Origin of the sequence: Actinomadura soli (genome assembly GCF_005889715.1) — a bacterium.
Lineage (GTDB): Bacteria > Actinomycetota > Actinomycetes > Streptosporangiales > Streptosporangiaceae > Spirillospora > Spirillospora soli.
On record NZ_VCKW01000001.1, the window covers coordinates 50,367 to 62,543 of the forward strand.

11 protein-coding genes are annotated in these 12,177 nt (G+C 71.5%); 10 read left to right on the forward strand and 1 reads right to left on the reverse strand.

Going from position 1 to position 12,177, the window contains the following annotated elements; genetic code table 11:
* Positions 1-65 precede the first annotated feature (65 nt).
* From ETD83_RS00260 to ETD83_RS00290, 7 genes are read left to right on the forward strand one after another with little or no spacing between them, the layout of a single operon-like run.
* Positions 66-971, forward strand: a complete 906-nt coding sequence (locus ETD83_RS00260; RefSeq protein ID WP_138642968.1) for an amidohydrolase family protein — start codon at positions 66-68, stop codon at positions 969-971.
* Entirely contained in the window at positions 968-1,720 is a 753-nt protein-coding gene (locus ETD83_RS00265) for an RraA family protein (RefSeq protein WP_138642970.1), read from the forward strand. Before ETD83_RS00260 ends, ETD83_RS00265 begins: the two co-directional genes overlap by 4 nt.
* A 15-nt stretch (positions 1,721-1,735) precedes the next feature.
* A complete protein-coding gene (locus ETD83_RS00270) occupies positions 1,736-2,791 on the forward strand; it encodes an alcohol dehydrogenase catalytic domain-containing protein (protein ID WP_138642972.1) in 1,056 nt (351 codons plus the stop codon).
* A 19-nt stretch (positions 2,792-2,810) separates the two neighbouring features.
* Positions 2,811-3,935 carry an ABC transporter substrate-binding protein gene (locus ETD83_RS00275; protein WP_171063950.1) on the forward strand — a complete coding sequence of 375 codons (1,125 nt, stop codon included), beginning with the start codon at positions 2,811-2,813 and terminating at the stop codon, positions 3,933-3,935.
* 1 nt (position 3,936) lies between these two features.
* On the forward strand, positions 3,937-4,740 hold the full coding sequence (locus ETD83_RS00280) for an ABC transporter ATP-binding protein (protein WP_138642976.1): 804 nt from the start codon (positions 3,937-3,939) through the stop codon (positions 4,738-4,740).
* Positions 4,737-5,528, forward strand: a complete 792-nt coding sequence (locus ETD83_RS00285; protein WP_138642978.1) for an ABC transporter permease — start codon at positions 4,737-4,739, stop codon at positions 5,526-5,528. Before ETD83_RS00280 ends, ETD83_RS00285 begins: the two co-directional genes overlap by 4 nt.
* The gene (locus tag ETD83_RS00290; RefSeq protein WP_138642980.1) at positions 5,521-6,375 is read left to right on the forward strand and encodes an ABC transporter permease; all 855 of its coding nucleotides are present in this window, start codon (positions 5,521-5,523) and stop codon (positions 6,373-6,375) included. Before ETD83_RS00285 ends, ETD83_RS00290 begins: the two co-directional genes overlap by 8 nt.
* On the opposite strand, the gene ETD83_RS00295 is transcribed toward ETD83_RS00290, so the two are convergent.
* Complete coding sequence (locus ETD83_RS00295; RefSeq protein ID WP_205717407.1) at positions 6,326-6,808, reverse strand: MFS transporter; 483 nt, start codon at positions 6,806-6,808, stop codon at positions 6,326-6,328. The two genes, ETD83_RS00290 and ETD83_RS00295, sit on opposite strands and share 50 nt — an antisense overlap.
* A gap of 35 nt (positions 6,809-6,843) precedes the next feature.
* Between ETD83_RS00295 and ETD83_RS00300 the strand changes: the two genes are divergently transcribed.
* The 3 genes from ETD83_RS00300 (at position 6,844) to ETD83_RS00310 (ending at position 12,173) form a co-directional block, all read left to right on the forward strand.
* Complete coding sequence (locus ETD83_RS00300; RefSeq protein WP_205717408.1) at positions 6,844-7,098, forward strand: hypothetical protein; 255 nt, start codon at positions 6,844-6,846, stop codon at positions 7,096-7,098.
* Between the two features lie 91 nt (positions 7,099-7,189).
* A complete protein-coding gene (locus tag ETD83_RS00305; RefSeq protein WP_329602653.1) occupies positions 7,190-8,431 on the forward strand; it encodes an MFS transporter in 1,242 nt (413 codons plus the stop codon).
* A 103-nt stretch (positions 8,432-8,534) separates the two neighbouring features.
* Positions 8,535-12,173 carry a nitrate reductase subunit alpha gene (locus tag ETD83_RS00310; RefSeq protein WP_230420596.1) on the forward strand — a complete coding sequence of 1,213 codons (3,639 nt, stop codon included), beginning with the start codon at positions 8,535-8,537 and terminating at the stop codon, positions 12,171-12,173.
* Positions 12,174-12,177 lie beyond the last annotated feature (4 nt).

Consider the following 12,177-nt stretch of genomic DNA (forward strand, 5'->3'; position numbering starts at 1 on the left):
ATAGTCCACCCATCCCCTTTCACCTTCCCCCTTCCCTCGGCATCCGTCCACCCGAAACGAGGCCCATGGCATCCCAAGGTGCGACGCGGGGCGGCCGGAGGGTCGCCGCTCCGCCTCACCCGGACCCGAAGGTCCCCGACCTGCGGCTGCCGCCGCGAAGCTGCGACGCGCACTGCCACATCTTCGGTCCCGGCGACGTGTTCCCCTATCCCGAGGACCGGGCGTACGACCCGCCCGACGTGTCCAAGGAGGACCTGCGCCGCCGGCACGACCTGCTGGGATTGGACCGCGCCATCATCGTCCAGTCCGCCGCGCACGGCACCGACCATTCCGCGCTGCTCGACGCGCTGCGCACCTACCCCGACCGGTACCGGGGCGTGGCGCTGCTGACGCCGCGGAACACCCCGGCGGAGGTCGCCGCGCTGCATCACGCCGGCGTGCGCGGGGTGCGGGTCCAGTTCATGCCGCATCTGGGGCCCGGGCCTACGCCCGACGAGCTGCGGGCGGTGCTGGATCTCGTCCGGCCGTACGCGTGGCACGTGGCGTTCCACATCGGCGGCGACGCGGTCGTCGACATGTACGACACGCTCCGCTCCACCGGGCTGCCCGCCGTCATCGACCACATGGCGCGGGTCGATCTCAGCACCGGAATGGAGGGCGCGCAGGTGCGGGCGCTGCGGCGGCTGCTCGACACCGGGGACGTGTGGGTCAAGCTCAGCGCGCCCGAGCGGCTGTCGGCCGAGGGGCCTCCGTACGCGGACGCGGTGGGGCTGGCGCGCGTGCTGGCCGCGCAGGCGCCCGAGCGGTGCCTGTGGGGCACCGACTTCCCGCATCCGAACGTGCGCGAGATGCCCGACGACGGGGTGCTGGTCGATCTGATCGAGCGGATCGTCCCGGACGAGGAGGCCCGGCACCGCATCCTCGTCACCAACCCGGCCGGGCTGGCCGACTTCCCGGCGGAGCCGCGATGACCCCCCATCCGCCCACGCGACTGCCTCCGCGCGGCACGGTCTTCACCCGGGCGCCCCGGCCTTCGGACGAGGTGCTGCGGGCCTACGACGGGCTGGCGGTGGCGTCCGTCCACGAGGCGATGGGGCAGCGGAACCTGCTGCGGGGCGTCCGTCCGCTGGCGCCCGGGGCCCATGCGGTCGGACGGGCGGTCACGGCGCTCGACCTGTCCGGCAGCAACCTCACGCTGCACGCGATGCTGGAGGTGGCCGGGCCCGGCGACTTCCTGGTGTGGACGTCCCAGCACGGCCCGGCCGACTCGGCGGTGTGGGGCGCCAACGTCAGCGAGTCGGCCGCCGCGCGGGGGCTCGCGGGCGCGGTGATCGAAGGTCGTGCCCGCGACATCGCCGACATCCGGCGGGTCGGGTTCCCGCTGTGGGCGCTGGGCGTGACCCCGGCCGCGACCGGAAAGACGCGCGCCGGGTGGGGCAACGTCCCCGTCGTGTGCTGCGGCGCGTACGTGCGGCCCGGCGACCTCATCGTGGCGGACGGCGACGGCGTCGCGGTCGTTCCACTGGAGGACGCCGCCCGGGTCGCCGACGCCGCCAGCGCCCGGGACCTGCGCGAGAGGACCACGCTGACCCCGCGCGTGCGCAAGGGCGAGTCGCTGTTCGCGGTGCGCGACTGGGCCGGGAACTTCCCCGCCGACGGCGGACGCTTCGTCGACGCCGCATGGGATCAGGACGGGTCAGGGGAGCCCGTTGACGACTGAGAGATCGGAGAGTCGATGAAGGCCGTCGTCGCCCAGGAGACCGGTCCGCCCAGCGTGATGACGTGGACGGACGCGGAACCACCGAAACCCGCGCCCGACGAATGCGTGGTGAAGGTCGAGGCGTGCGGGGCGTGCATGCACGAGGTGCTCGTCCGGCGGGGGGACCGGGCGCAGGGCACCGGATTCCCGATCATCCCCGGGCACGAGGTCGTCGGCGAGGTGGTCGAGATCGGCGCGGACGTCGTGGACTTCGCGGCCGGTGACCGGGTCGTCGCCAACCAGCGGCAGCGGGTCTGCGGCAAATGCCGGGAGTGCCGGATGGGACGGGAGACGCGCTGCCCGCGCAAGGTGTTCCTCGGCGACATCGGGCTGAACGGCGGCTACGCCGAGCTGGTCGCGGTGTCGGACGGCAGCCTGGTGAAGGTGCCGGCGGGCCTCACCTCCCCGCACGTCGCGATCGCGTCCTGCGCCATCGGGACCCAGCTCAACGCGCTGCGGGACGTCGCGCGCCTGGAGCTGGGGGAGACGGTCCTGGTCACGGGGGCGGGCGGCGGCGTGGGGCTGCACGCCATCCAGCTCGCGAAGGCGATGGGGGCGCGGGTCGTCGCGCAGACCACGTCACGGAACAAGGTCGAGGCCGTCCGGGAGGCGGGCGCGGACGAGATCGTCCTGGTCGAGCGGGGCGCCGACTACGGCAAGGACGTCATGGACGTCACCGGCGGGCGGGGCTGCGACGTCGTCCTGGAGAACGTCGGCGCCGCGTCGTTCGCGTCGAGCGTGAAGACCGTCGCCCTGCACGGACGGCTCGTGCTGGTCGGCGAGGTGCAGAAGACGCCGCCCCGGGTGGAGGCGGACCTGGTGGGGTGGCGCGGCCGCGACATCTCGATCAGGTCGGCGGCGAGCACCACCCGGCGGCAGCTTGAGGACGTGCTGACCCTGATGGAACGGGGCGTGGTCACCCCCGTGGTGACCGATGTGCTTCCCATGTCGCAGGCGCCGAGAGCACACCAGATCCTGGAGAGCGGTTCGGCGACCGGGCGGATTCTCCTCGTCCCCGACAGTGCCGGATGAATTGTGGAAGGGATGGAAGATGGGACCTCGTAGAGCGGGTTCTCTGGCGTTCCGCGTCCTGGTGTCGTCCGTCGCGGTCGCGCTGGCGGCCGCCGGGTGCGGCGACGACGCCGGCAATTCCAAGGAGAGCGGCGAGAACCTGCGCACCGTTAAGGTCGCCCTGGCCATCAAGGCGATGAACTCCAGCTTCGCCGCCATTCCGGTGGCCCGCTACCTCGGCTACTTCAAGGAGGAGGGCCTGAAGGTCGAGACGACGTTCACGCCCGGCTCGACCCAGGCGATCCAGGCCGTCGCCGCCGGGCAGATGGAGATGGCGGCGCCGGTGCCGCAGTCGCTCATTCCGGACGCCGTGAAGAACAAGTCCGACCAGCGGATGTTCTTCAACTGGGCGCGGTCGCAGGTGGCGAGCTTCGCCGTCGAGTCCGGCAGCCCCATCCAGAACTGGGCCGACTTCAAGGGCAAGAAGATCGGCGCGCAGAGCCTCGGCAGCGGGACGATCCCGCTGGCCAAGGCGCTGCTGCGCGAGCAGGGCCTCAACCCGGACACCGACGTCCAGTTCGTGTCGGTGGGGCTGGAGGCGGGGGCGTACCACGCGCTGAAGAGCAAGCGGGTCGACGCGCTGATGCTCTTCGACTCGCAGTACGCGGCGATGGAGAACCTCGGCGCGAAGCTCCGCTATTTCAAGTCCGCGCTCGGTCAGGAGCTCTTCTCGACCGGGTTCTCCGCGAAGCAGTCGTACATGAAGGCCAACCCGAAGGTGATCGAGGGGTTCGGCAGGGCGATGGCGAAGGCGAACGTATTCGCCACCGCCAATCCGGAGGCCGCCATCAAGATGATGTACGAGGTCTACCCGAAGACGAACATCCCCGGCGTCCCCGAGGACAAGAAGATGGAGGACAACAAGCGGATCCTCGCGCTGCGGACCACGCACATCACCAGCGGCGATCCGGCCGCCAACAAGAACTGGGGCGAGTTCCCCGAGTCGGGCGTGAAGGCGTGGAGCGACTTCTCCGTCTCGACCAAGCTGACGCCCATCGCGTTCAAGGCCGAGGATTTCGTGACCAACGAGTTCGTGAAGGCGTTCAACAACTTCGACAGCCTGCAGATCCAGAACGCCGCCAAGAGCTACAAGTTCGAGGGCTGACATGAGCACCGAGGAACATGCGGTCGAACTGGCCGGGCTGCGCCACGTGTTCGCCGGACGGGGCCGCGGGCGGCGGGCCGTCCGGGACGTCGAGGCCGTCAAGGACGTGGACCTCACCGTCGAGCCGGGCGAGTTCGTGAGCATCGTCGGCCCCAGCGGCTGCGGCAAGAGCACCATCCTGAAGATGATCGCGGGCCTGCTGCGTCCGACCGAGGGGTCCGTGCGGGTGTGGGGGGAGCCGGTCACCGGGCCGCGCCGCGACATCGGCATCGCGCTGCAGGACGCCACGCTGCTGCCCTGGCGGGACGTGATGTCCAACTGCCTGTTCCCCGTCGAGCTGCACGGCAAGGTCACCGGCGCCGCCCGCGAACGCGTGTCGGGCCTGCTGGAGCGGGCGGGCCTGGCGGGGTTCGAGTCGCGGCGTCCGAAGGAGCTGTCCGGCGGGATGCGGCAGCGCGTCGCGATCTGCCGGGCCCTCGCCGACGACCCGCGCCTGCTGCTGCTGGACGAGCCGTTCGGCTCCCTGGACGCCCTGACCAGGGAGCAGATGAACATCGACCTCAACCGCATCTGGCGGGAGACGGAGAAGACCGCCCTGCTCATCACGCACGGGATCGACGAGGCGGTGCTGCTGTCGACCCGCGTGGTGGTCCTGTCGGAGCGGCCCGGGACCGTGGTCGAGGTCGTCACGCCGCCGTTCCCGAAGGAGCGGACCAAGGAGCTGATGTCCACCCCGGAGTTCGCCGAAGTGTCCGGGCAGGTCCGCGACCGGCTGTTCGCCTCCGACGTGAAGGTCGGCGGATGACCGCCGCGCCGCGTCCCATGTCCGCTGGAGCGGGGGCGGCCGTCCGCTGGGGCGGGCTCGCGGTGGTCACCGCCGTGCTGCTCGCGGCCTGGCAGTTCCTGCCGTCCGGCGTGCAGGGCGACGGCAGCTCGGTGCCGAAGCTGGACGCGGTCGTCAAGGCGCTCGGGCCGTCCGGCGAATGGGGCGAGTACCTGACCGCGCTGCGCACCACGCTCGGCGAGGCGTTCTTCGGGCTGCTCATCGGCTTCGCCGCGGGCGTGGTGCTCGGCGTGCTGCTCGGCGAGTCGAGGATCCTGCGGCAGGGCTTCTACCCGTACGCGCTCGCGCTGCAGGCGCTGCCGCCGATCGCGCTCGCCCCGATCTTCGTGATCTGGTTCGGGCTCGGCATGGAGTCCAAGATCGGGCTGGTCGGCGCGGCGACGCTGTTCCCGATCCTGGTGAGCACGATGGCGGGCGTCGCGGAGACCGACCGGGGCCGGATCGAGATGGCGACGGCGTTCGGCGCGTCCAAGGCCCAGATCCGCCGCAAGATCGTCTTCCCGGGGCTGGTGGTGCCGATCTTCTCCGGCCTGGAGATCTCGGTGGTGCTGTCGTTCCTCGCCGCCATCGCCGGCGAGCTGATCAGCGCCAACGCCGGCATCGGCGTGATCCTGCAGGTCTACCAGCGCGACTTCCGGCTGGCCGAGGAGTTCGCCGTGCTGCTGATCCTGGTCGTGGTCGGGCTGGCGCTGGCGCTGCTGGTGCGGCTCGCCCGGCATTTCGTACTGGAGCGCATGCCCAATGAATAAGGTGACCGAGGCGCCCGAGCGGCGCGTCCCACGGCGGGAACCGCCCGCGCCGAGGCGGTCGTTCCGCTCCGGCCCGCTGGGAAAGGCCGCGTTCCTGCTGCTGCCCCCGCTGGCGGTCGGGCTGGCCGGGGTGCTGCTGATCCAGCTCGTGATCTCCCGCTTCGAGATCAGCGGGGTCGTGATCCCCGCGCCGACCGACATCTTCGCGGTGATGCGCTCGGACATCTTCCTGGAGCAGGTCGGGCAGAGCACCTGGGAGACGTGGAAGGCCACGCTGATCGGGTTCGTGCTGGGCGCCGGGTCGGGCGTGCTGCTCGGCATGCTGATGGCCGAGTCGCGGATCGTCCGGTTCGTCCTCTACCCGTACGTCGTCGCGTTCCAGTCGCTGCCGAAGATCGCGCTCGCCCCGGTGTGCGCGCTGTGGCTGGGCTTCGGGCTGACGATGAAGTTCAGCTTCGCGGCGATGCTGGCGTTCTTCCCCGCCGTGATCGCGACGCTGGCCGCCTTCTCCACCGTGGCGGAGTCGCGGCTGGAGATGGCGACGGCGTTCGACGCGAACCGGCGGCAGCGGTTCGTCCGGATCTCGCTGCCGTCCGCGGTGCCGGGCATCGTGTCCGGGCTGGAGATCAGCATGGCGTTCGCGCTGATCGGCGCGATCGTCGGCGAGTTCGTCGCGCCCTCGGCGGGCGGGCTCGGGCAGCTCCTGCTCACCTACAGCGAGGCGATCAACGTGGCCGCCGAGTTCTCCGTGCTGGTCGTGCTGATGCTGCTCGGCGTCCTGCAGAACAAGATCCTCTTCAGCGTGATCCGCGCGGGCACGGAGAGGTTCTTCGAGTCGTCCCGGTGACGGCGCCGGGCGCCTCCACCCGGACGGTACCGGCGGCGGTGCGGCGGGCCCCGGCCGACGGCAGGGCGAGCGTGACCGCCGCGGCGATCAGGGCGCTGCCGCCCGCGATCAGCATCCCGACGTGGAAGCCGTCCTCGGACGGCAGCGCGTGCCCGCCCAGGTCGATCGTCATCTGCGCCAGGACGACGCCCACGACCGCGGCCGACACCGACGTCCCGACCGACCGCATCACGGTGTTGAAGCTGTTCGCGGCGCCGGTCTCCGACTGCGGCACCGCGCTCATGATGAGGGCGGGCATCGCGCCGTAGGCGAGCCCGACGCCCGCGCACAGCGTCACCTTGGGGCCGCGCGCCCGCGACAACCGCGCGCCGAGCGGCGACACCGCCATCATGACCAGCCCGGCGGGCGCCGTCCACAGCCCGGCGGCGAGCATCGACTGACCCAGCCCGTAGCGGTGGCCTCGGGCAGTTGCAGCAGCTGCATCACGATGAGCGACTGCGCGTGTGCATCCCCGACCCCGGGGGCGGCATCGCCCGCAAGTTCCGCATCACCGCCGCCGGCGAGCGGCGCCTCGACGAGCACCGCGACGGCATCATCCGCGGCCTGGACAAGGTCATGGCCGACTGGACGCCGGACGACGTCGCCGCCTTCGCCGCCTACCTCAAGCGGTTCAACACCGACATCGAACGCCTCTCCGGACGCGCCTGGCCCCGCCCCGGCTGAGCCCGCCCGGAAGCCGGGCATGGTTATCCCGCCCGGGCCCCGGGAAGATCCTCCGCGACTGAGGTGGTGACTGCGAAGGCGGGGCGGCACGGTGACGAGGACGCGGCGGGAGACCGGGCCCGAAGCGGCCGGGCCTGGACGGTCCGGCACCGGCGCGCGGCCCATGGTCATGCTGGTCGTGGCCACGATCGGGTTCGCGGTGAACTTCTGGGCGTGGGCGCTGCTGAGCCCGCTCGGCCCGCGGTTCAAGGACTCGCTCGAACTGTCGTCGTTCGAGCAGTCGCTGCTGGTGGCGGTGCCCGTCGTCGTCGGGTCAGTGGGACGGATCCCGGTCGGGGCGCTGACCGACCGGTTCGGCGGGCGGGTGATGTTCCCCGTCGTGTCGCTCATCACGATCGTGCCCGTCCTGTACCTGGGGCTGCTGGGGCACTCGTCGCTGGCGGCGCTGCTGGTCGGCGGGTTCTTCCTCGGCGTCGGCGGGACCGCGTTCGCCGTCGGCGTGCCGTTCGTGAACGCTTGGTTCCCGCCGGAGCGGCGCGGCTTCGCGATCGGCGTGTTCGGCGCCGGGATGGGCGGCACCGCCATCAGCGCGCTGACGACGGTCAAGGAGGTCGACCGCTACGGCATGGAGTTCCCGTTCGAGGTCATGGCCGTCCTGCTCGCCCTGTACGCGGTGGTGTCCTGGCTCGTCCTGAAGGAGGCGCCCGGACGGACGCCGCCCGGCGAGCCCATCGCCAAGCGGCTGGCGGAGACGATGCGGGTCGGCGTCACCTGGCAGATGTCGGCGCTGTACGCGGTGGCCTTCGGCGGCTACGTGGCGTTCTCGGTGTACCTGCCGACGTACCTGAAGACGCAGTACGGGCTGTCGCAGGCGGACGCGGCGAACCGGATGGCGGGGTTCGTCCTGCTGGCGGTGGTGATGCGCCCGGTCGGCGGCTGGCTGTCGGACCGCGTCGGGGCGGTGCGGGTGATGCTCGTGTCCCTGGCGGTGACGGTCGTGGGCGCGGCCGTGCAGGCGTTCGCGCCACCGCTGATGCCGCTCGGGACGATCGCGTTCCTGGCGATGGCAGCCGCGCTCGGCGCCGCCAGCGGAGCGACGTTCGCGCTGGTGGCGCGGCTGGCTCCGGCGAACAAGGTCGGCGCGGTCACCGGCGTGGTCGGCGCGGCGGGCGGCCTCGGCGGGTTCGTCCCGCCGCTGGTGATGGGCTCGATCTACGGCGCCTACGGCTCCTATGCCGTCGGCCTCGCGCTGCTCGCGGTCGTGGCGGCGGCGGCCGCGGTGTTCACCGCCACGGTCGTCCGGCGGGCCGCCGAGGGCGGGCGAACCGCCTAGCGGGCGAGAAGGGGATTCGAGAGTGGGTTCGAGCGAGCACGGCGACGCACGCCCGGGGCGCGCGGGGCGGCCGGGTCTGGACGGTCCGCTGGAGGACGCCCTGGTGAGCACGCGCAGGTTCTTCACACGGGCGCGGGTGTCGCCGGATCTGCGGACGCTGACGAAGAAGGGCGGGCGTGAGGCGGACGCGTTCTACCGTGACCGGTGGTCGCACGACAAGGTCGTGCGGTCTACGCATGGGGTGAACTGCACGGGTTCGTGTTCGTGGAAGGTGTACGTCAAGGACGGCATCATCACCTGGGAGGCGCAGCAGACCGACTATCCGTCGGTGGGCGCGGACCGTCCGGAGTACGAGCCGCGCGGCTGCCCGAGAGGCGCGTCGTTCTCCTGGTACACCTATTCGCCTACACGCGTCCGGTACCCGTATGTACGCGGTGTGCTGCTGGAGATGTACCGGGAGGCGCGGGCGCGGACGGGTGACCCGGTGGCGGCGTGGCGCGAGATCGTCTCCGACCCGGAGAAGGCGGCCGCGTACAAGTCGGCGCGGGGGCGTGGCGGGCTGGTGCGGGCCTCGTGGGACGAGGCGACGGAGATGATCGCGGCGGCGCACGTCCACACGATCGCCGAGTTCGGCCCGGATCGGGTCGCGGGGTTCTCGCCGATCCCGGCGATGTCGATGGTGTCGCACGCGTCCGGCGCGCGGTTCGTGTCGCTGATCGGCGGGACGATGCTGTCGTTCTACGACTGGTACGCCGATCTTCCGGTGGCGTCCCCGCAGGTGTTCGGCGATCAGACGGACGTGCCGGAGTCGGGGGACTGGTGGGACGCCGGGTACCTGATCATGTGGGGCTCCAACCTCCCGGTCACGCGGACCCCCGACGCGCACTGGATGACCGAGGCCCGCTACCGGGGCCAGAAGGTCGTGGCGGTGTCCCCGGACTACGCCGACAACGTCAAGTTCGCCGACGAATGGCTGGCCGCCCAGCCCGGGACGGACGGCGCCCTGGCGATGGCGATGGGCCATGTCGTCCTCAAGGAGTTCTTCGTCGACCGGCAGGTCCCGTACTTCACCGACTACGTCAAGCGCTACAGCGACCTGCCGTTCCTGGTGCGCCTGGAGCGGCGCGGCGACGCGTACGTGCCCGGCAAGTTCCTCACGGCCGCCGACCTGCCGGGTGCCGAGGCCGGGTCAGAGCACGCCGCGTTCAAGACCGTGATCCTGGACGCGTCGACCGGGCGTCCGCTGGTGCCGAACGGGTCGCTGGGGTTCCGGTTCGGCGAGTCGGGCCAGGGCCGCTGGAACCTGGACTTGGGCGACGCCGACCCGCTGCTGTCGGTCGAGGGCGGAGAGGCGGTAGAGGTCGAGCTGGCCCGCTTCGACGCTCCCGGCGGCACGCCCGGGACGCTGCGCAGGGGAGTACCGGTGCGGGCCGTCGGGGGGCATCTGTTCACAACGGTGTACGACCTGCTGCTGGCTCAGTACGGGGTCGGACGTGAGGGGCTGCCCGGTTCGTGGCCGTCCGGGTATGACGACGCGTCGCAGCCGTGCACACCGGCGTGGCAGGAGGGGATCACGGGCGTCCCGGCGCAGGCCGCCGAGCGGATCGGGCGGGAGTTCGCCGCGAACGCCGAGGAGTCGCGCGGCCGTTCGATGATCATCATGGGGGCGGGGACCAACCACTGGTTCCACTCCGACACGATCTACCGGGCGTTCCTGGCTCTGACCACGCTGACCGGGTGCCAGGGCGTGAACGGCGGCGGCTGGGCGCACTACGTCGGGCAGGAGAAGTGCCGTCCGGTGACCGGGTGGGCGCAGCTCGCGGGCGCGCTGGACTGGTCGAGGCCGCCCCGCCAGATGATCGGCACCGCGTTCTTCTACCTGCACACCGACCAGTTCCGCTACGACCACTTCAGCGCCGGGACGCTGGCGGCCGCGACCGGCGGCGGTCAGCTCGCGGGACGGTCGACGGCCGACGTGATCGCGCAGGCGGCGCGGCTGGGCTGGATGCCGTCCTATCCGACGTTCGACCGCAACCCCCTCGATCTCGCGGCCGAGGCCGAGGCCGCCGGGAAGCAGGCGGGCGACCACGTCGTGGACGAGGTGAAGGCCGGGCGGCTGAGGTTCGCGTGCCAGGATCCCGACGCGCCCGAGAACTTCCCGCGCGTGCTGACGGTCTGGCGGTCGAACCTGCTCGGCTCGTCCGCCAAAGGGGACGAGTACTTCCTCAAGCATCTGCTCGGCGCCGCCAACGCCGTGCGCGCGAACGAGGCGGCCCCGGACGTCCGGCCGAAGGAGGTCGTCTGGCGGGACGAGGCGCCGACCGGCAAGCTCGACCTGCTGCTGTCGCTGGACTTCCGGATGACCAGCACCACCATCTACTCCGACATCGTGCTCCCGGCGGCGACCTGGTATGAGAAGCACGACCTGAACACGACCGACATGCACCCGTTCGTGCACTCGTTCAACCCGGCGATCGCACCGCCATGGCAGACCCGCAGCGACTGGCGGGCGTTCCAGGACATCGCCGCCGCGTTCAGCCGCCTCGCCGAGCGGCATCTGGGCGTCCGCAAGGACATCGTGGCGGTGCCGCTGCTGCACGACACGCCCGACGAGATGGCCACCCCGCACGGCCGCGTGGCCGACTGGGCGAGGGGGGAGTGCGAGCCGGTCCCCGGGGTGACGATGCCGAAGCTGGTCACGGTGGAGCGCGACTACCCGGCGGTCGCCGCGAAGATGACCGCGCTCGGCCCGCTCTCCGAACGGCTCGGCGCCACCACCAAGGGCGTCACGTTCGACCTGGAACAGCAGGTCGAGTACCTGAAGCACACCAACGGCGTCGTCCGGGGCGGCCCGGCGGACGGACGCCCGTCCCTGCGGCGGGACGTGCACGCCTGCGAGATGATCCTCGCCTTCTCCGGGACGACGAACGGGCACCTGGCCGTGCAGGGCTTCCGCACGCTGGAGCAGCGCACCGGCACGCGGCTCGCGGACCTGGCCGCCGAGCACGAGGGCACGCGGATCACCTTCGCCGACACCCAGGCCCGCCCGGTCCCGGTGATCACCTCGCCGGAGTGGTCGGGGTCGGAGAGCGGCGGGCGCCGCTACTCGCCGTTCACCGTCAACGTCGAGCGGCTCAAGCCCTGGCACACCCTCACCGGACGGCAGCACTTCTACCTCGACCACGACTGGATGGCCGAGCTGGGCGAGCAACTGCCCGTGTTCCGGCCGCCGCTGAACATGCAGGCCCTGTTCGGCGAACCCGAACTCGGCGACACGGGGGAGCTGGGGCTGACCGTCCGGTACCTGACCCCGCACAACAAGTGGTCGATCCATTCGGAGTACCAGGACAACCTGTTCATGCTGTCGCTGGCGCGCGGCGGCCCGGCGATCTGGATGAGCGGCGCCGACGCGGCGAAGATCGGCGTTCGCGACAACGACTGGATCGAGGCGGTGAACCGCAACGGCGTGGTCGTCGCCCGCGCGATCGTGTCCCACCGGATGCCGGAGGGGACGGTGTACATGTACCACGCCCAGGACCGGCTGATCGACGTGCCGCGGGCCGAGACGTCCGGGCGCCGCGGCGGCATCCACAACTCCCTGACCCGGTTGCTGATCAAGCCGTCCCATCTGATCGGCGGGTACGCGCAGCTGTCGTTCGCGTTCAACTACCTCGGCCCGACCGGCAACCAGCGCGACGAGGTCACCGTGATCCGCCGCCGCTCACAGGAGGTGACCTACTAATGCG